Source organism: Bifidobacterium intestinale (assembly GCF_023656765.1).
Classification (GTDB): Bacteria; Actinomycetota; Actinomycetes; order Actinomycetales; family Bifidobacteriaceae; genus Bifidobacterium; species Bifidobacterium hominis.
In genome coordinates, this window is sequence record NZ_JAMOKR010000002.1 from 257,331 (window position 1) to 277,368 (window position 20,038).

Annotated in this window: 19 protein-coding genes; 15 read left to right on the plus strand and 4 right to left on the minus strand. The window is 56.6% G+C overall.

Features of this window, described 5'->3' with window-relative positions:
* Positions 1-50: 50 nt before the first annotated feature.
* The 3 genes from NBH13_RS03960 to fucO all read left to right on the plus strand — a co-directional run bounded on the left by NBH13_RS03960 (position 51) and on the right by fucO (position 4,283).
* Positions 51-716, plus strand: a complete 666-nt coding sequence (locus NBH13_RS03960) for a DUF4956 domain-containing protein (RefSeq protein WP_250779057.1) — start codon at positions 51-53, stop codon at positions 714-716.
* The gene (locus tag NBH13_RS03965) at positions 700-2,946 is read left to right on the plus strand and encodes a GGDEF domain-containing protein (protein ID WP_350446134.1); all 2,247 of its coding nucleotides are present in this window, start codon (positions 700-702) and stop codon (positions 2,944-2,946) included. Before NBH13_RS03960 ends, NBH13_RS03965 begins: the two co-directional genes overlap by 17 nt.
* Positions 2,947-3,131: 185 nt before the next feature.
* Positions 3,132-4,283 (plus strand): lactaldehyde reductase, encoded by a 1,152-nt coding sequence (gene fucO / locus NBH13_RS03970; protein ID WP_250779059.1) that lies wholly within the window; start codon positions 3,132-3,134, stop codon positions 4,281-4,283.
* A gap of 198 nt (positions 4,284-4,481) precedes the next feature.
* Here the strand turns inward: fucO and NBH13_RS03975 are convergent, their stop codons facing one another.
* Entirely contained in the window at positions 4,482-5,405 is a 924-nt protein-coding gene (locus NBH13_RS03975; RefSeq protein WP_250779060.1) for a glycosyltransferase family 2 protein, read from the minus strand.
* A 54-nt stretch (positions 5,406-5,459) separates the two neighbouring features.
* Between NBH13_RS03975 and NBH13_RS03980 the strand changes: the two genes are divergently transcribed.
* From NBH13_RS03980 to NBH13_RS04025, 10 genes are all read left to right on the plus strand, one after another.
* On the plus strand, positions 5,460-7,007 hold the full coding sequence (locus NBH13_RS03980; protein ID WP_250779062.1) for an AI-2E family transporter: 1,548 nt from the start codon (positions 5,460-5,462) through the stop codon (positions 7,005-7,007).
* Entirely contained in the window at positions 7,007-8,230 is a 1,224-nt protein-coding gene (locus NBH13_RS03985) for a glycosyltransferase family 2 protein (RefSeq protein ID WP_072043308.1), read from the plus strand. Before NBH13_RS03980 ends, NBH13_RS03985 begins: the two co-directional genes overlap by 1 nt.
* A 93-nt stretch (positions 8,231-8,323) precedes the next feature.
* Positions 8,324-9,769: a D-alanyl-D-alanine carboxypeptidase/D-alanyl-D-alanine-endopeptidase gene (locus tag NBH13_RS03990; RefSeq protein ID WP_250779064.1), complete on the plus strand. Its 1,446-nt coding sequence runs from the start codon at positions 8,324-8,326 to the stop codon at positions 9,767-9,769.
* A gap of 4 nt (positions 9,770-9,773) precedes the next feature.
* The gene (gene tilS / locus NBH13_RS03995) at positions 9,774-10,868 is read left to right on the plus strand and encodes a tRNA lysidine(34) synthetase TilS (RefSeq protein ID WP_250779066.1); all 1,095 of its coding nucleotides are present in this window, start codon (positions 9,774-9,776) and stop codon (positions 10,866-10,868) included.
* Positions 10,855-11,418 (plus strand): hypoxanthine phosphoribosyltransferase, encoded by a 564-nt coding sequence (hpt, locus tag NBH13_RS04000; protein ID WP_250779068.1) that lies wholly within the window; start codon positions 10,855-10,857, stop codon positions 11,416-11,418. Before tilS ends, hpt begins: the two co-directional genes overlap by 14 nt.
* Positions 11,415-13,517 carry an ATP-dependent zinc metalloprotease FtsH gene (gene ftsH / locus NBH13_RS04005; protein WP_138266590.1) on the plus strand — a complete coding sequence of 701 codons (2,103 nt, stop codon included), beginning with the start codon at positions 11,415-11,417 and terminating at the stop codon, positions 13,515-13,517. Before hpt ends, ftsH begins: the two co-directional genes overlap by 4 nt.
* Entirely contained in the window at positions 13,517-14,155 is a 639-nt protein-coding gene (folE, locus tag NBH13_RS04010; RefSeq protein ID WP_144090729.1) for a GTP cyclohydrolase I FolE, read from the plus strand. Before ftsH ends, folE begins: the two co-directional genes overlap by 1 nt.
* Before the next feature lie 63 nt (positions 14,156-14,218).
* Positions 14,219-15,106, plus strand: a complete 888-nt coding sequence (gene folP, locus NBH13_RS04015; protein ID WP_144090730.1) for a dihydropteroate synthase — start codon at positions 14,219-14,221, stop codon at positions 15,104-15,106.
* 74 nt (positions 15,107-15,180) lie between these two features.
* Entirely contained in the window at positions 15,181-16,704 is a 1,524-nt protein-coding gene (gene folK / locus NBH13_RS04020; RefSeq protein ID WP_250779070.1) for a 2-amino-4-hydroxy-6-hydroxymethyldihydropteridine diphosphokinase, read from the plus strand.
* Positions 16,701-17,252: a DUF3180 domain-containing protein gene (locus NBH13_RS04025; protein WP_003835630.1), complete on the plus strand. Its 552-nt coding sequence runs from the start codon at positions 16,701-16,703 to the stop codon at positions 17,250-17,252. The genes folK and NBH13_RS04025 overlap by 4 nt, the downstream gene beginning before the upstream one ends.
* A 5-nt stretch (positions 17,253-17,257) precedes the next feature.
* Here the strand turns inward: NBH13_RS04025 and NBH13_RS04030 are convergent, their stop codons facing one another.
* On the minus strand, positions 17,258-18,172 hold the full coding sequence (locus tag NBH13_RS04030; RefSeq protein ID WP_250779072.1) for an acyl-CoA thioesterase: 915 nt from the start codon (positions 18,170-18,172) through the stop codon (positions 17,258-17,260).
* A 409-nt stretch (positions 18,173-18,581) separates the two neighbouring features.
* The gene (locus tag NBH13_RS04035) at positions 18,582-18,872 is read right to left on the minus strand and encodes a helix-turn-helix domain-containing protein (protein WP_250779074.1); all 291 of its coding nucleotides are present in this window, start codon (positions 18,870-18,872) and stop codon (positions 18,582-18,584) included.
* Between the two features lie 92 nt (positions 18,873-18,964).
* Here NBH13_RS04035 and NBH13_RS04040 point away from each other — a divergent pair, with 92 nt between their 5' ends.
* Positions 18,965-19,351 (plus strand): hypothetical protein, encoded by a 387-nt coding sequence (locus tag NBH13_RS04040; protein ID WP_250779076.1) that lies wholly within the window; start codon positions 18,965-18,967, stop codon positions 19,349-19,351.
* A 22-nt stretch (positions 19,352-19,373) separates the two neighbouring features.
* A complete protein-coding gene (locus tag NBH13_RS04045; protein WP_250779078.1) occupies positions 19,374-19,541 on the plus strand; it encodes a hypothetical protein in 168 nt (55 codons plus the stop codon).
* Here the strand turns inward: NBH13_RS04045 and NBH13_RS04050 are convergent.
* Positions 19,517-20,005, minus strand: coding sequence for a putative ABC transporter permease (locus tag NBH13_RS04050; protein ID WP_144165777.1), 489 nt, complete (start codon positions 20,003-20,005; stop codon positions 19,517-19,519). The genes NBH13_RS04045 and NBH13_RS04050 overlap by 25 nt on opposite strands.
* Positions 20,006-20,038: the final 33 nt, after the last annotated feature.

Consider the following 20,038-nt stretch of genomic DNA (forward strand, 5'->3'; position numbering starts at 1 on the left):
CCGAAACAACACACGTTACGAATCAGGGAAGCAAGAGAGAAAGAAAACATATGAGCGTTAATGACATGATCAAAAGATCGGTGCTGAAGTCCTTCAGCCAATACAATATGCCCAAAGTGGCGTTGTCGTTGCTGGTGGCATTGATCGTTGGCATCGTTATTTATTACGTGTACCGCCGTTTCTATACGGGTGTGGTGTATTCGCGTAGTTTTGCGGTCACGTTGGTGGGTATGTGCGTGCTTACCTGCATGGTTACGCTGGCCATCAGTACGAATATTGTGATTTCGCTTGGTATGGTCGGTGCATTGTCGATTGTGCGTTACCGTACTGCAGTCAAGGATCCGATGGATTTGCTGTATTTGTTCTGGTCAATCACGTCGGGTATTGCGGCGGGTGCCGGCATGTATGTGCTGGTGATTGTTGCCGGATTGGTGATGATCGGTATGTTGGCGCTGTTCTACTCGCATCAAGACAAGGGTCGCGTATACATTGCGGTGATCCACTACGTGGGCGATATGGTTGGCGATGAGATCACGCGTGCGTTCGGGCGTACCAAATTCTTCGTCAAATCCAAAACCATGCGTGGCGAACGCACGGAAATGGCGGTTGAAGTATTCTGTGATGATAAGGACATGACGTTCGCGGAACGCGTTCGCGCCATTGAGGGTGTCGAAGACGTGACGCTGATACAGTACAACGGTGAGTATCATAGGTAATCAATTCGATGTTGCCGCAGGCGCGCGGCTGGAATCCACGGGCAGGGCGCCCAGCAACGACGAAATCGTACCCAGATTCTCTCTTGACGACATCAACCAGGCGTTTGACAACAACGAATTCTGCTTCTACCTGCAACCCAAATGCAATGCTGAAACCGGCGCAATCGTGGGTGCGGAGGCGTTGGTGCGTTGGAATCATCCGGAATATGGCTTGGTGTCTCCCGGCAAATTCATTCCTCTGCTTGAACGTGAGTCAATGGTCACGCGGCTCGATTTGTTCATCTGGCGTTCCGTGTGTGAAATGCTGTCGCGTTGGGATGGGGAGGGGCGCAATCTGGTGCCGGTGTCCGTCAACGTGTCGATGAAGGATATCGAGGCGATCGATGTGGCGCGAGTGCTTGGCGACCTGCTCGATCGGTTCAGCATCGATGCTCGCCTGCTGCAGGTGGAGATCACAGAAAGTGCGATCGCGCAGAACATGGATGTGGTCGAAGAGACCATTCGGGACCTGCATGCGCGAGGTATTGCCGTGCTGATGGACGATTTTGGGTCGGCGTATTCGTCACTCAACATGTTGAAGGACATCAACGTCGATGCCATCAAACTCGACATGAAATTCGTTGACCTGAATGCTGACAATGCGGCGAAAGGTTTGAAAATCATCGAATCCGTGATCGACATGGCCTACCAGCTGAGACTGTCGATCATTGCGGAGGGTGCGCAGACCGCCGAACAGGTGAGCAGGCTGCGTGAGCTGGGATGCATGTACATCCAAGGATATTATTTCTACCGTCCGCTCACTGTGGGAAAGATGGAGGATTTGCTGGAACACCGCCCGGATGGCCGGCATTTCTGGAATATCTCCAAAGATCTGATGCATCGCGACTACCGCATGTCGACGAACGGCCGCAGCATGCTCGAATCGTCGTCATTGTCGGCGCATATTTTTGAAATCCTTAACAAGGGCGTTGCGGAACTGTCCCGACTGAATCTCATCACGGGAGAATATCGCACCATCAAACGCGATCCGAAACTTCCAGACGTGTATGCGGATGATTTTCATGATTACTGCCATGCATTGGTTTCAAAACGAATCATTCATCCAGATGATGCCGGAGAATTCCTGAAATACACGCGATTGTCTGATTTGCGCGACCGACTATTCAGTAAGAAAAAATCGGAATTCACGTATTTTAGAAGCGAGGTCGAGGCGAAAACCAGTGTGATCGCATTCGGTATGCTGGTGCCCCCTGATTGCAGTGAGGCCAATCCGTGGGCCGTGGTGCTGATTGGAATCGACATGTCGTTCGACCTAATCGCCAAGAACATGAAGGAAACCTATTGGCAGGATTCCTTGACGGGATTGCTCAACCGCAATGCATACGACAGCGATGTGGAGCAGCTGCGGAGCGCCGACATTGGGGCGGTGGTGTGCGTGTATGCGGATATGATCGGCCTGCACGAGGTGAACAACCATCTCGGGCATAAGCAGGGCGACAGAATGTTGTGTGAGTTCGCGGACACGGCGCGCGCGTTCTTCGGCGATGACCGGTTGTATCGCATCGGCGGCGACGAATTCGTGATGATCAGTTCCGCACATACGGAAGCGCAGACACGCAAGCAGCTGAACTACATGCGTGAGCGCTTGCATACGCAAGGCTGCGAGATATCGGTGGGCGTAGCGTCGAGCGAGTCGACTTCCGATTTGCCGAAAACCATCGAACAGGCCGAAAACGAGATGCGCCGCGAAAAGAAGGAATACTACGTGCGCGGTGGCAGCAAACGCCAGTTGCGCGGGCTCAACGAAAAACTTGAGAGCATTCTGGTGCGTAATCAGGATATGGAAGCGTTGCTGCGGCATTTGAATGGACGCTATTCATTCGCATGCATGGTGAATCTGCGTACTGAATCACAGCGTGCGATCATGGTGCCCGATTATTTCCAGAAGATGCTTGATGCGCATGACGGTTCGTTCAAAGGCGCGCTGCATGACTATTGTGAACGGTTGGTGGCGCCGTTCTGCAAAGACAGTTTCTCTCTGCTTATGGATTACGACTTCATTCATGCCCGTATCGAGTCCGCCGGCGTGTTGCAGTACGGGTACACGCGGAACGACGGTGAGAAGTTCCTGTTGACGATTTTCGCTGATCGACGTTCCAAAGACGAGACCATGTGGGTGTTCGCCAAGAAAGATTTGCCGCAGGTCGAGCTGGAATTATTCGAGTCATAAGGCCGTATTGTCTGGTTTTATGCGTTTTTGTGTGATGCGTTCGCATATTTTGTGAGAACGCTCACAGAAAAGGTTGTGTCGATTTCCAGCCGAATCACAAAATGGGGTCTATGATGAGAATCGTTGGTCATGGCAACGGTTGCTATGACACGGCGAACAAGCACAGTCGCTTAAAGGAGACATCTATGGTCTATCGCATGATTTTCAACCAGACTGCATACTTCGGTCGCGGCGCCATCAAGGAGATTCCGGGCGTTGCCAAGTCCCATGGCTTCACCAAGGCGTTCATCGTCACCGATCCGGTACTGCTGGAAACCGGCACCGTCAAGAAGGTCACCGATGTGCTTGATGAGGCAGGCATGCCGTACGAGGTCTTCGACAACGTCAAGCCGAACCCGCCGGTCGAATGCATTCAGGATGGCGTTGCCAAGTTCGCCGCATCCGGTGCTGATTTCCTGATCGGTCTGGGCGGCGGCTCCCCGCAAGACACCTGCAAGGGCATCGGCATCATCACCGCCAACCCGGAGTTTGCCGATGTGCTCTCCCTGGAAGGCGTTGCCGACACCAAGAACCCGTCCGTGCCGATCTTCGGCGTGCCGACCACCGCAGGCACCGCTTCGGAAACCACCATCAACTATGTGGTCACCGATACCGCCAACAAGCGTAAGTTCGTGGCCGTGGACCCGCACGACATTCCGATCGTCGCATTCGTCGACCCGGATCTGACCGATTCCATGCCGCGTGGCCTCAAGGTTGCTACCGGACTCGACGCCCTGACCCACGCCATTGAAGGTTACATCACTCCGGGTGCCTGGAGCCTGTCCGACTGCCTGTCCATGCAGACCATCCGTATGATCGCCAAGAATCTCGCCAAGAGCGCAGACGGCGACATTCCGGCAGGCGAGCAGATGGCATACGCCTCCTACATCACCGGTATGGCCTACTCCAACGTCGGCCTCGGCCTGGTGCATGGCATGGCCCACCCGCTGGGTGGCCGTCTCGGCGTGGCCCACGGCGTTGCCAACGGCATTCTGCTGGCCCCGGTCATGGAATACAACAAGGACTACACCGGTGAGAAGTACCGTGACATCGCTGACGCCTTCGGCATCGCGGACGCCTACACCGGCGATATCGAAACCGTGCGCGAAGAGGCCGTCCAAGCTGTGCATAAGCTCACCGTGGACCTGAAGAACCCGACCACGATCTCCGAGGTCGGCGCCACCGAAGCCGATCTGGAGCCGCTGGCCCATGATGCCTTCCACGATGTGTGCACGCCGGGCAACCCCCGTCAGGCCACGCAGGAGGATATCCTCGCCATCTATAAGAGCCTGATGTAATGCGAAAGCTTCCACGAATCGGCAATCGCATGCAGTGAATCTGCAGTGAAAACCAATCGTGAGGGCACATCATTATAAGCATGAAAAACGTGGTGCGAATCTTCGAAAGATATTCGCACCACGTTTTTGCATATCTGTATGTAAATCGCAGATCAATCGCAATAATAATTCGTGATTGTCAATTGCGATTGCGTGAAATTATTCGTGCTTTTCGCTCCACTCCTCATCGGTGGGAGTGTCGTCATACCATTCACGGCCTTCCTGCTCGGCCAATTCCATCTGCTCGTTGATCCACGCAGCCTCCGCAGGATTGATGTCGGCAGTGTCAAGCACCTTCTGCCATACCGGATACAGCAAATGCATCACCGGATACAGCGCGGTGAGCAGAATCTCCGGCTTATGCCTGCGCGAATGCTGCGGATGCGCGTCGAACGTGTTCTTGAAACGACGCATGTAATTGTTGAACGACGTGAGCGACGTGTCCATACGGCGGGCGCTGATGCCGGCGATCATGCGTGGGCAGTACACGGTTTTTAGATCCTTGCCCAGCAGATGCAGCGAAATATCAATATCCTCATGCATCACATCGGCCTTGTCGCGGCACACCTCGTCGCAAATTTCACGCCAAGCTGAAGCGCGGACCGCCATATTCGAACCAAACAGCAACGGCTGGCCGCCATCGGCCTTGTAAATGCGTTTGCGTGTGGAATTATCCCCACGCAAACCAAAATGGCGGCTCGGTAGGTCGTAATACATAACCGGACCAGTGGCACCCATGGCCTCCGGATCCTCAGTGAAAATGCCGGACACCACTTCGACCCAATCCGGGCGAATCATGCAATCAGCGTCGAAACGGCCAAGAATATCGCCGGTGGCGTGGTTCAAACCATAATCTCGCGTCGGAATCAATCCCTGCTCCTCATCCTGATGCAGCAGACGGACGGGTGCTTCCGGGTGGTCTTTGATGAACTGCTCCACCATAGCCACCGTCGAATCGGTGGAACGATTATCGACAACGATCACTTCATGGGGCATCACGGTCTGCCTAGTGGCATTCAGCAGGCAATCGTTGATACGCTCCTCTTCATTCCAAGCGGGGATGACAATTGAAACGTTCAGCATAACTACCACAATAGCTCAGCCTGTACACGACGCCTATCGCTACAATGGGAAGCCATGAGCGAAAGCGAACAGCGATTGAACAATACGCAGAGCGAAAACGGTGCGAACACCAGCGAGCAACGCTGGGATCTCGGCACCCTGTTTCCAGCCAAAGGAGATCCACGAAAACCGCCGGAATGGCTGGGGCGTGCGCTGCTATACGTCGCCATAGCCATTGTGGTGTTTACTTTCTGCTGGCGCAGTTGGGGCAAAATCGAATACCTGGTGATCGACATCATCGTCTCGCTGTTCATCGCGCTCGCGGTGGAGCCTGTGGTGGTGCCGCTGGTCAAGCATGGCTGGAAACGTTCGTTCGCGTCGCTGTTCTCGCTGCTGATGCTGGCCGTGATTCTCGGCGTGCTGTTCACACTGTTCGGCAACCTGTTCGTGCAGCAGATGATCGCATTGGTGAACGGTCTGCCCGACCTGTACGAGCAGATGTGCCAGTTCGCCAGTCAATACGCGGATTTCCAACTTCCTGAGATCAATAATCTCGGCAATGAGATTCTGAAGAACATTCAAACATCGTGGGTCACCGATTTCGCGGGTACCGCGCTGAATACGGTGTCGGGATTGTTCTCGTTCCTGATCAACCTCATGACGATAATCATGACCACGTATTACATTTCAGCGGCTGGTCCGAAACTGCGTCGTGCCGCATGCCAGTGGATGGCTCCGGCAGCTCAGCGGCGATTCCTGTTCGTATGGACGGTGAGCCAGAGCCAGATCTCGTCGTTCCTGTTCTCCCGTGCCATTCTCGCGTTGCTGAACGCGTTCTTCACCGGAATCTGTCTGATGTTGCTGCATGTGCCCTATTGGATGCCATTGGCGCTGTTCTGCGGTATGGTTTCGCAGTTCATTCCCATGTTGGGTACGTATATTGGCGGCGCGTTGCCGGTGCTGTTCGCATGGGGCAGCTGCGGATTGTGGCAGGCTGTGGTGGTGTTGGTGTTCATTTGCGTGTACCAGCAGATTGAGAATCTGATTTTCGCGCCGAAGATCTCCCAGCGCACCATGGATGTGAACGATGCCGTGGCGTTCCTCGCGGTGCTGGCGTTCACCTCGCTGTTCGGCGCGTTGGGTGCGTTCCTCGCATTGCCGGTGGTCGCGTCCGTGCAGACGATTTTCCGCACCTATACGAAGCGGTACGAGCTGGTCGATTCCCCGCTGATGGACGATCCGGTGCCTGAAAAGAAGTCGAAGCTGGTGGAAGGCGCCGAAGTGATCAGCGAGCATCTGCACAGTATGCCTCGCGCGGTGCAGGGATCCAGTGCGCATGTGCCTATTTCCGACGAAGTGCGGCAGTTGCAGGAGCAGGCGTACAATATCACCCGTTCCGAGGAATCGCTGGAATCGGACGAAACCGTCGCCATTCCGAAGCATGTGTTGGGCAAAACGAGCAAAACGGAACGCAAGCCATTGCGGGGTCTTGAGAGCGAAAACGCATCGCAGGAATCCAACGAAAATCCGGAATCCGGCAATGAACGGAAGAACGGTGAATCGCGGGAAACTGGAGGAAGCGCGAAAAACGTGGATGACAATCCAAGAAGTAGGTGGCGTTAATGGTACTGCTGAGTGTACTTGACATTCTGTTGGTCATCGTCGGCGGCGCAGGTGTGGTCTATCAGGCGGTGTGCATTCTCATCTCCCTGTTCACCAAGCCGATCAAATTTCCCGACGCACCGATGAACAAGCATTACGCGGTGCTGATTTCCGCACGAAACGAGGCGAAAGTCATTGGCAACCTCATTACTTGCATCCAAACGCAGACGTACCCGAGCGAGCTGATCGACATTTGGCTCGTCGCCGACAACTGCACCGACAATACTGCCGAAGTGGCGCGCAACATGGGCTGCCATGTGATCGAACGCTTCAACAAGGAACTTGTGGGCAAGGGCTACGCATTGACGTATCTGCTTGACCGGATGAACGAATCCGGCGCATCCGACCCGTACGACGCGTTCTTCGTGTTCGATGCCGACAACAAGCTCGACAAGCATTACGTCGAAGAGATGAACAAGGCGTTCCAGTCGGGTTTCAAGATTCTCACCAGCTACCGCAATTCCGTGAATTTGTCCGACAATTGGGTCTCTTCCGGTTCCGCATTGTGGTTCATCCGTGAATCTCGATTCCTGTCGGCCTCGCGCATGTGGCTCGGCAACAGCTGTCATGTAGGGGGTACGGGTTTCATGTTCTCGCAGGAGATCATGCGTCGCAATAACGGTTGGAAATTCCACCTTTTGACTGAGGATTTGGAATTCACCATGGATTCCGTGCTGCACGGCGACCGCATCGGCTACTGCGGTACCGCGATTCTGTATGACGAGCAGCCTGTCACCTTCGCGCAGAGCTGGCGTCAGCGTTTGCGTTGGAGCAAGGGCTTCCTGCAAGTGTTCCGTTATTACGGGCCGGACTTGATCAAACGCGCCATCAGGGAACGCGATTTCTCCGCCGTTGATTTCACACTGTTGTTGTGTCCGTTCACGGTGATCGGTATCATGCGCGTTCTGCTGGGACTGTTGTTCGCGACCTGCGGATTCGTGACATGGCAGAGCCAGTTGAGCTCGTTGACCAGTTGGACGTCCGGCATTGTGACGTCGGTGATCGGCATGATGGCGTTGGCCGCGTTGACGATCATTGTGGAACGCGATCAGATCGGCGCCACCAACAAGGAACTGTTCGCGTATGTGCTGAGCTTCCCGATCTACATGTTCAGTTATGTGCCGATCTCGTTCCAGGCGATGTTCGCCAAGTCGGAATGGAAGCCAATCGAGCATAAGGGATGACGTTCGTTCGCAGGCTTGCGTGTTTCCTGCTTTTTCGTTTTCATTTCGTTTTTTCATTTCGATTTCCGCTTATGACTGGAGTGTTGTTGTTCCATGGATGATTCGGCTGAATACCGGCATGTGAAACGCCGCCGATACATTACGGTGGCGCTTTCCGTGGCACTCACCACGGTATTGTGCGTCGGCTATGTCGTGGCCGACATTTTCGACAAGCTGCCGGGCGTTCTTACCCTGCAGGAAGTCGAACGCATCACCGCCAAGACGCCGGGCAACGCCGTTCCTGCGGCAACGGTGGTCGAAGGGCTTGACGCTTCGAAGACCGTGGATGAAGCTGCAGCGAAGGCGCTGATCAGCCAATTCGAAACGGCCGCCTCCGATTTCGGTGGCGAATATGGCATCGCCATCGCCGATGCGGCTGGCAATGTGGTGGCCGAGCATGATCTCGACAAGTCGTATACGCCGGCATCCACCATGAAAACGTTGACGGCATATGCTGCGGCGACCACGCTCGACATGGGTAAGACGTTGGACACGCAGACCTATCTGGAACAGCGTGAGGACGGCACCGCGCGATTGGTGCTCAAAGGCAATGGCGACATGCTGCTCGGTGCCGGTGCATCCGATTCGGAACATATCAATGGGCGTGCCGGACTGGGAACGCTTGCCGCGAACACGGCTCAGGCGTTGCGCCAGCGGGACATCGCCTCCGTGACGCTTGTCTACGATGATTCCCTGTTCGGTAGCGACCGTTGGCCAAGCGGCATCGCAGAACTAGACTCGGACCACGTGTACTACGCGCCGACCGCGTCCATGGCGGTGGATGGCGGGCGCAACTGGAACGGTGCCAATCCCGCGGATCCCGATGTGTTCAGCGCATACCCCGCTTTGAGTACGCAGCCTGCCCGCGAGGCCGCGCAGGTGTTCGCGCAGCGTTTGGCTGAACAGGGCATTGCCGTGAATTCTTCCGTGGAACAGGGAACGGTTCCCGAAGGCACCAGTCCCATCGCGGCCGTGCATTCCGCATCGCTGAATGAGATCATGGCGTTCATGCTTCGGCATTCCGACAATTCTCTGGCTGAGGAATTCGGCAGATTGCTGGCTTTGCATATCGGTGCCAATAATTCGCCGGCCGGCGCGGTTCAATCGGTCGAACAGGTGCTGACTCAGCGGGGAATCTCCACCAATGGCCTCACCATGCTCAACTGTTCAGGGCTGTCTGATGATTCCAAACTCACCGCGCATACCTTGCTCGACGTGCAGCAGCGTAATCTGACGGCCGGCGCCGGTGCCGCCGCTGCCGAAGGATTGTCGGTCGTGGGTTTTGTGGGTACCGCTGCGAATCGTTTGAACGATGCCGACGAAGCTGGTCTCATCCGTGTTAAAACCGGCAGTTTAGGGGAAGTGACCTCAATGACCGGCAATGTGTCGCGTTATAAGGGGGGTGCGTTGAGCTTTGCCGTGATCGTCAACAATCCCGATGATTTCGAAGCTGCGAAATCCGCTATCGACGCATTCGTGGCCGCACTGCCGAAGCTGTGATGCCATGGTGTATTCGTCTCGTTTGCGTAAGGGTATTGGTGAGTTGCGGGCCGCTCTGGAATCGGCAGGATTTGGATTGCAGGATGCCCGATTCGCCCGTCATGGCGAGCACGCGCCAGATGCGGACGCTCCTCTAATCATGGTGGCCTGTTCCGGTGGGCGCGATTCGATGGCGTTGGCTGCGGTTTCGGCGAAAACATGTGCTTCATTGGGATTGCGATGCGGGGCGATTATCATCGACCACCAGTTGCAGCAAAGCTCTGCCGAGGTTGCGCAGGCAACCGCCGATCGTTGCGTTGCGTTGGGTCTTGACCCAGTTCATGTTCGTGCGATTGACGTGCCCGACTCCCGCGGCATCGGCATTGAAGCTGCGGCGCGTGAAGCACGCTATCATGCGATTGTCGACGCATGCTCCGACGCTTCGGCCGTGCTTCTGGCTCATACGAAAAACGATCAGGCGGAAACCGTTATCATCGGTTTGTTACGTTCCGCTGGCCTTGATGCGGTTTGCGGTATGAACGGTTCCTTCATGCGAGACGGGGTGCGTTTTCTACGCCCGTGGCTGAATGTTACACGCGAAGAAACCACAGGCATCTGCGAGGATTTACGGCTTGCCTGGTGGGACGATCCCACAAATGGGCCGGATGTAGGGAATTCGGATGGAAACGAGCCTCTTCCCGCGAACTATCCGTTGCGATCCCGCGTACGGCACGATCTCATGCCATATCTTGAATCATTTGCGGGAAGCGACGTCGTATCGAGACTTTCGCTTGGAGCGAGGCTTGCCGAAGCCGACCGCACATATCTTGACGGCGTGACGCAACGTGTATCGGAACAAGCCGTAACCGTGAACGACGGCGATATAATCATCGACGTGCGTGCGCTGCAATCGCAAGACATTGCCATCAGAAGACGGGTGATTGTGCGCTCGCTTGCAGAAGCCGGCATTTCGTGCATGGCACGGCAGGTTGAAGGGATCGACAGGCTGATATGCGACTGGCATGGTCAGCAAGGTGTGAATCTTCCCAGCGGATATTCAGCATATCGCCAGAAACACGTCATTCGCGTGTGCCAAGATGGTGGGCATGCGAATCGCTGACGTACAAGAAGACATTGATCACGAGCTGATCTGTAAAGAAGAAATTGCCGACATCATCAACCGTGCCGCGGCTCAGGCCAGTGAAGACTACCGTGGCAAGAATCCGCTGCTGGTCTGCGTGCTCAAAGGCGCGGTGAATACGCTGGCAGCGTTTTCGCAGGCCATGAGCATCCACGCGGAGATGGATTTCATGAGCCTGTCAAGCTATGGCTCCGGCACTCAATCGAGCGGCAAGATCACCGTGCGACAGGATTTGTCCACCGATGTTCGCGGTCGTCACGTGCTCATTGTAGAAGACATCATCGATTCGGGCATCACGTTGGCGTGGCTCGTCGATGAGCTCAAGCGCCGCGGTGTCGCTTCTGTGGAGGTTTTTGCGCTGTTGGAAAAGCCGGCGCGCCGTAAGGTGGATGTTTCTGTGAAATATAAGGGACGTGAGATTCCCGATGAATTCGTGGTCGGTTTCGGCTTGGATTATGACGAGCGATACCGCAATCTTGATTCGATCGCGGTGCTGAAGCCGGAAGTCTATGAAGGAGGTCAGGCATGAGTTTTCCTGGTCCGGGCCAGTCGCCGAACAACAACGGCGGCGGCAATAACCCGTTCACCAATCCGTTTGGACGCAACAATAACGCCGGCAATGGCAACGATTCCAACGGCAAGGGTGACAAGTCCAACGGCAACGGATCCAATGGCGGTCCGCGTCCGTTCTGGCAGTCCCCATGGCTGTGGGTTGTGGTTGTGGCATTGCTTGCCGTGACCATGTTCCAGATTTTCGCCGGAACCGGTTCCCAGACCATTGACACCAAGGATGGTCTGCAGATCCTCAACGGCAACAATGTTGAATACGCGCAGATCGTAGACAACACCCAGCAGGTCAAGCTCAAGCTTAAGAGCGACTACTCCGCTACCGACCCTGATACCGGGCGTATGAAGAACTACGGCAAAAACGTGCAGTTCTACTACACGTACGCGCAGTCCGCAACCGTGGTCAAGGCCGTGCAGAAGGCTGATCCGGTCAAGGGCTGGACGGCGACCATGCAGCAGAGCAGCATTTGGACTTATCTGCTTACCTCGCTACTGCCGTTCCTCATTATCTTTGGTCTGTTCTGGTTCATGATGAGCCGTATGGGCGGTGCCGGCGGTATGTTCGGTATGGGCGGCAAGAAGAACAGCGGCAAGCTGCTCGAAGGCCAGACCCCGACCACCAAGTTCGCCGACGTGGCCGGCGAAGAGGCTGCCGTACAGGAAGTCGAAGAAATCAAGGACTTCCTGAAGGATCCATCTCGTTACAAGGCTTTGGGCGCCCGTATTCCGCGTGGCGTGCTGTTGTATGGTCCTCCAGGTACCGGTAAGACGCTGCTGGCACGAGCCATCGCAGGCGAGGCCGGCGTGCCCTTCTATTCCATGGCAGGCTCCGACTTCGTGGAAATGTTCGTGGGCCTTGGCGCATCCCGTGTGCGCGACCTGTTCGATGAGGCCAAGAAGAACGCTCCGGCCATCATCTTCATCGATGAGATCGATGCCGTCGGTCGTAAGCGTGGCGGTTCCGGTATGAGCGGCGGCCACGATGAACGTGAGCAGACACTGAACCAGCTGCTAGTTGAGATGGACGGCTTCAATAACGACACCAATCTGATCATCATCGCCGCGACCAACCGCCCCGACGTGCTTGATCCGGCACTGCTTCGCCCGGGCCGTTTCGACCGTCAGGTGGCCGTCGAAGCGCCTGATTTGGAAGGCCGCGAGGCTATTTTGAAGGTGCATGCCAAAGGCAAGCCGTTCGTGCCTGACGTCGATCTGCATATGATTGCCGTGCGTACGCCGGGCTTCACCGGCGCCGATCTGGCCAATGTGCTGAACGAAGCTGCATTGTTGTGCGCCCGCGCCGGTGCGCAGCTGATCGACAATCGTGCCATCGATGAGGCCATCGACCGCGTGCAGGCGGGCCCGAAGCGCCGTTCCAAGGGCATGGCGCTCGACGAACTGCGCAACACCGCATACCACGAGGGTGGTCACGCGCTGGTGGCAGCCGCCATGAACGATACCGATCCGGTCACCAAGGTCACCATTCTGCCGCGTGGCCGTGCGCTTGGCTACACCGCGGTAATGCCTACTGAAGATCGTTATTCCATGTCGCGCAATCAGCTGCTCGACCAGATGGCGTACGCTATGGGCGGTCGTACCGCGGAAGAGGTCGTGTTCCACGATCCGACCACCGGTGCTTCCAACGACATCGAAAAGGCGACGAACATCGCACGTCAGATGGTGCTTGACTACGGTTTCTCCGACAAGCTGGGTGCCATCAAGTGGTCTGATGACGAGCAGAGCGACCTTGGATCGCTGAACCACAAGTATTCCGCACGCACCGCCGAAATCATCGACGAGGAAGTGCTCAAACTGGTGGAAACCGCGCATACCGAAGCGTGGAACGTCATCAATGAGAATCGTGAGATTCTTGACGAGCTTGTACGTCAGCTGCTCGTCAAGGAAACACTCAACGAAAAGGAGCTCGCGGAAATCTTCGCTAATGTCAAGAAGGCGCCGAAGCGTGAAGTGTGGCTGAGTGACAGCAAGCGCCCGGATTCCGACATTCCGCCGGTTCCGATTCCCGAATCCCTGAAGAAAAGCGCAGGATTGACCAACTGATGAGCGATACCGAAGAATTCGATACCCTCTTCGACGACAAGGCCCGTGCCGCCCATGCGGCCGGGCCTGTCGGCTATGACGAGGAAGGCGTGCGCCAGGCAGTACGCCTGTTTTTAAAATCCATTGGCGAAGATCCGGACCGTGAAGGCCTGCTCGACACCCCAGACCGTATCGGGCGTGCCTGCAAGGAGCTGTTCGCAGGCCTTGGCCACGGCCCCGAGGAAGTACTGAAAACCAAGTTCAAAGTCGATACCGACGAAATGGTGCTGGTACGCGATATTGAACTTTTCTCGGTATGCGAACACCACCTGCTGCCGTTCCATGGCGTGGCCCATGTCGGCTATATTCCGTCAAACGGCCAAGTGGCGGGCTTAAGCAAGCTTGCACGACTGGTGGAACTGTACGCCCGACGTCCGCAAGTGCAGGAACGCCTCACCCAACAGGTGGCCGACGCGCTGATGGAAGGCATCGAAGCACGTGGCGTGATCGTGGTCACCGAATGCGACCACATGTGCATGGCCATGCGTGGCGTGAAGAAGGCGCAATCGCGCACGGTCACGTCGGCGGTACGCGGTTGCATGCGAGACGCGACGACGCGAGCCGAAGCCATGAGCCTGATCCTGTCGCAGCATTCGTGATCGATGCGGCTGCAGCAAGCCGAATCGTAAATAACAATAACCGGACATAGGAGGGGAAACCGGATGACCATTGATATGAAAGCGATTCATGATAGTGACCGTACGCTGGTGATGGGCGTGCTCAACATTACGGAGGATTCGTTCTCCGATGGAGGGCTGTGGCTCGATCCTGCGAATGCGAAAGCGCACGGCGAGGCGATGATGAAGGATGGGGCTGACATCATCGACATCGGCGCCGAATCCACTCGCCCCGGAGTCCCCGGAGCCAAACGCGTCAGTGAGGAAGATGAGCAAACCCGCGTGCTAGGTGCCGTGGATGCGTTGATTCCGGAAGGTGCGGTGCTGTCAATCGACACCAAACGCGCATCGGTGGCTCGCATGGCGTTGGAGCATGGTGCGCAAATCATCAACGACGTGTCCGGCGGTCGGCTGGACCGCGAAGTGCCCCATGTGGTGGCCGAGCATTCGGAAAGCCTTTATATTGTGCAGCATTGGCGCGGCTGGCTTGCCGGTTCCGCAGGCGACGTGCCTGACGCTGATACGTCCGTGTACGCCAATGGCGTGGTGGATGACGTGTATGACGAACTCATGAAGCAGGTCGACGACGTGCTTCAGGCAGGCGTCTCACCGTCACAAATCATCATCGATCCGGGTCTTGGATTCTCCAAACCGAGCGTCGAGCATAACTTCCCGCTGATGACGGCATTGGAGAGGTTCAATGCTACCGGGTATCCGGTGCTGATTGGAGCCTCGCGTAAACGATTCGTCGGCGCGGCGCTTGCCGATGCTGGTATTGACAAGCCAAACATGGATAGCAAAGACAATGCGACCGCCGCCATCAGCGCCCTATGTGCCGAACATGGAGCGTGGGCCGTGCGCGTGCATGACGTGAAGAAAAGCCGCGATGCGGTGGCGATCGGCAACGCATGGCGTGCCTTCGCTAACGACTGATACGCGCCCGACAGCGCAGATATCACAACGCCGTAAACCACTGGAACTCTTAGGATATGCAAAGAAAGGCTGGCATGGATCAGATTCGATTGACTGGCGTTCGCGCGGTCGGCAAACACGGAGTGCTTGATTTCGAACATGAGCGTGCGCAAACGTTTGTCGTCGACGCCACGTTGTTTCTTGATCTCGCGCCAGCCGGGCATTCCGACGACCTGCGGGACACCGTCGATTACGGTGCTATCGCCAAAGGAATAGTCGCCATCATCGAAGGCGAGCATGTCGATCTCATTGAAAAACTGGCGGATCGCATCGCCAATATGATTCTTGAATATCCTGCCGTGGCACAAACGCAAGTGACCGTGCATAAGCCGAGTGCGCCAATCGTAGTGCCATTCGACGACGTGAGCGTAACCGTGGAACGTTCTCGTGAAACAATTTCGGCTGCATCGCAAGTGCATCATGCCATCATTGCCATGGGTGGCAATCAGGGCGATGTAGTGGCCACCTTGCGTGACGCGGTGCGTTCGATCGACGGACTGACGTCCACTCAGGTTACGGGCATTTCGCCGCTGTACCGTACCGATGCGTGGGGCATGCCCGATGGTACCCCCGACTTTTACAATGCGGTTGTTTCCGTGACCACCAAGCTATCGGCAATGGAGCTGTTGCGAGGATTGCAGCGCATCGAAGCCGAACATGGTCGAGTGCGTACCGACCATTGGACCTCACGCACACTTGATCTGGACATCATCGATTTTGACGGTCAGAGCAGCGACGATCCGGACCTGACGCTGCCTCACCCCCGTGCATGGCAGCGTGCGTTTGTGTTGGGGCCGTGGCTGGCACTCGAGCCGGACGCTGAATTGTCGGGTGAACATGCCGGTTCCGTGGCCCAGCTATTGCACGAGGCATCCGACCGCGACCATATCGACGAAATCGCTGATGATTGGATGGTGGGAAGTCCGACCGGCTACGGTATCGACGACCTTGCCTGCGATGCCAATAATGCGGGCGATGCGGATGATATGGACGAAGCGTATGGTGCGATCGATTCCAGCGATCTGCCGGAAGGAACCGCCGCAGCCAAAGCGGCGGCACTTGCTTCTGCACAGCCAGAACCCACATCGAAACGTGCGGTGATCTCACTCGACAGCCCAGCAACCGATGCCGAACAGCAGTTCCGCATGGCCATCGTCACGTTGGACGGCATTCCCGGCAACCAAGTCGAGGGCATCTCACCCCTCTACCATGTGAGCCAACTCGACGGACTCCCCGACAAAATGGCTGCGGTAATCCAGATTTCCACGCGCATGGGCGCCCATGATCTGATCGAAGCATTAGGCAATGTGGAAGCTTCCATTGGCGAAGACCTTGATCTCGACCTGATCGACATGGAAGGCGTGGAATGCGATGAACCCGACTGCAAGGTGCCGTGGCCCACCGCACGCAATCATGCCGCAGTGCTTGCGCCATGGCTCGACATGGATCCCGATGCGCGACTGGGTAAGGATCCGGTATCATTCCTGCTAGCCATGGCCCCCGATGCCGCGCAGGTGGGACTGCTGACTGACAATTGGATTATCGGAGGTACGCTATGAAAGCGCGCAGAACCCCTTGGTGGTGCTACGTTCTCGCTGCCGCATTAGGATTGCTTGCCGGAATAGGATTGGCGAAATATGGCGAGATTTCAGGTTTTCCATTGGTCGGCGCTCCATGGATTGTGCCCGTGGTGTTGGCGATTCTGGGATTCGTCGTGCTTTATATGGCATTGCAGATCCACAAATACACCACCACAGATCCCGAAAAACGCGCGCAGCTGAAACCTTTGGACCCGCAGAAGGCGTTCGCCACACTGGTGTCGTGCAAAGCGTTGGGCGTGGCAGGAGCGTCGTTAGCCGGCTGGTATGGTGGGCAGCTCATCATGAGCCTGCCGCATGGTGAGGCAGCGTTCTACAGCCAAGCCATCCTCGAATGCGCGATCGCGGCAATCGTATGCATAATCGATATGATCATTGGCATTGTGGGGGAGTGGCTGTGCCAAATCCCACCAATCGACGGCCCGGAAAGTCCGAAAATGAAAACGGCCACGCAACGCAATCGTTACGCGGCCGCGGCTACCAAATCAGCGACACAATCGAAAGTCTGATTGCCTCACTTCTTCAGATCCTCTTCGGGAACGCGAAGCATCACCTCCTGTGTCATGCAGGCAACAAGCTCACCATCCTGCGTATACACCTTCGCCTGACCCAAGCCACGGCCGTGAGCTGCAGTAGGCGTATCCTGCACATACAAATGCCACTGAGTGATATCAATATCGCGATACCACCACATCGAATGATCGATCGAAGCGAACGAAATACCAGGCGTGGCAATACTCAACCCAGCGCGACGTAACACCGGCTCCAACATCACCTGATCGCAGCCCATCGCCAACATCGCACGATGCATAACCTGCGGAACATCAACCGTGCCGTCAGCCTTCATCCACACCATCTGTTTACCGGAATCATTGCTGGCGCTCTTCTTATCGGCACCCAACATAATCGTGCGCGTCACATGACGAATGTCGAACGGCGACTTTTCCGCATAATATTTGGCAAACGAAGACTTCTCGGCAAATGGTTCCATAAGCTGCTTCGCGCTGGTCAACGCTTCCGGCTCCGGCACACCATCCGGCATCGGATCAGCGAACTCAACACCCTCCTGACCCTGCTCCTGAAAACTGGCGATGGCGGTAAGAATCGAACCCTGAGCCTGCGTGACATTTACACGACGAGCTGAAAACGAGCGGCCATCACGCAGATTCTCCACATCAAACAGCAAATCCTGACGAATATCACCGGCAGAAATGAAATAGCCATGAATCGAATTCGGCAGGCGAGATGGCGACACCGTTTTGGATGCGGCCATCATAGCCTGCGCAATCACCTGACCGCCATACACGCGGCCAGTGGGGAAATACAGGCTTTCACCATTCACATACATATGATTGCGGTACATGGACGGCGTGCCCAGTTGAAGCACCTTTGCTAACCGTTGCAATGGTGTGATTGCCGTTTCTGTCATGACACTCCTCGATTCTTTTGAGTCGTATAGGTAACGCTTCGTTCCGGATTCGAGTCTACGCAAGGGCGGTAAATTTCGCCGGATTGTTTTGTAACGAATGCGTGAGAAGCGTGAACGGCAGGTAATCGTCAAACGATTCGCATACGGCAAAGCGCCGCACTTCGTAACGAAGCACGGCGCTTTACTGAAATATGGGGTTAACTGGCCCCGCAATTATGGTCTTGCTTCGCAAGGCTCATTGTTGCCTTCGTTCGGCTGTCGCCTCACTCAGACTAAGCCTACAGACAGTCCACTGGGCTACATGCCTAGGTTTCGCAAGGCTTGGAATCATTGGGTTTTTCATGTCCAAGGCGGCTATGTGAACCTTAAACGATGCCGATTCTAGCACATGGGGACGCTTCGTGACACATCATCTGGTGCGTAGGTCGGGCCATGGTGGGGGTAGGAGTTCGTCGATGGTGACGTCGAGGATCTGGGCGATGGCGATCAGGGTCTTGGAGGTGGGGTTGGGCGTGGGCCCGGCGAAACCTCCCGATTCAAGCCGTTGGTACTGCACCGTGGAGAGTCCGGCGTCCGAGGCCACGCGCTCCTGGCTGAGGCCGCGTTGGTCGCGCAGGCGGCGCAGGCGTATGCCGAGCCCCTTGGCGTACTGCCGCCAGGTGAGTTCGTCGGATATGCGCTCGTGCATGGTTCCATCCAAGTGCACCACTGCATATATGATTACTTCATAGATGTAGTATTCCGTGGTCTATGATGGACTCGGAAGAGCAGAACGGCAGACCGGGAGGAACGATGTCCGACGAGACCGCCGACGAAACCAAGGACGTGCCGGAGGACGGCAGGAACGGCGAGGCCCACGGCGTCAGGAGGAAGACCGTCGCCATCATCGTCGCGGTGGTGGTCGTGGCGCTGGCGGGTATCGGCGGCGGCTACGCCTACTGGGCGCGCCACGAGGGCAACGCCTACCATGAGGCGGTAGCCCAAGCCGAGAACGCCGACAAGGCGCTCTCGAAGGCCGTGGACGAGGCCACCGCCACCGAGTACAAGGCGGATCAGCTCAAGGAGCCGAAGCTGCTGGACAAGCTCGACGACGCCATCAGTAAGGCGAAGGCGCTCAAGGGCGTCCCCGAAGACCAGCCGGGCGAGTGGCTGGCGTGGCGGCTCGCGGCAATGGTATGAGTCTGACGGCATCGGCGAGTCGTTGGACAATCAGATCTGCCGGCAGACCTTCGCCAAGTACTGCGGGGTGAAGGACGTCGAGCTGGTGTACGTCGACAACCTGTCCATGGGCGACGATTCGTCCGACAAGCGTAAGGCCGCCGCGGCCCAACTCGAAGGCATCCGTCAACTGGGCGCCAGCCTGGCGTGACGCCCATAAGCCATCACCGCCGAACGAGCCTGCGGCCGATATATGGTGCCGCTCGACCCGCGGTGGCTCTCACGCGCGCATGTTCGGGAAATGCAGGCGCATGAAGTCGTCATCGAAAGCCGCCCGATATGCTGCGCGAACCAGTTGTCGAACACCACGCCGTTGGCGCGCTGCCCGTACAGGAAGATCGCGGGCAGCGTGACCACGGCGTCGATGAGAATCCACGCCAGCAGTATGGTCGCGAGCCGCGTGTGCCACGTGTCGTCGATGAGATGCACGAGCCACAGGACGAGCGGCAGGATGAAACGGACGATCAGATAGCACAACAGCCCCCAGAACAGCATGAACGGGACGGTGGTGCGCCCGCCGATGTTCAGCGGCTCGTTCGCATAGTTCCATGACCGGCTGCCCAGCACGACCTTCCACCCCCGGTCGATACGGCGCAGCGCGATGACGATGGCCAACGCGGAGACCGTACACGTAGTTGAGGGGGGTGA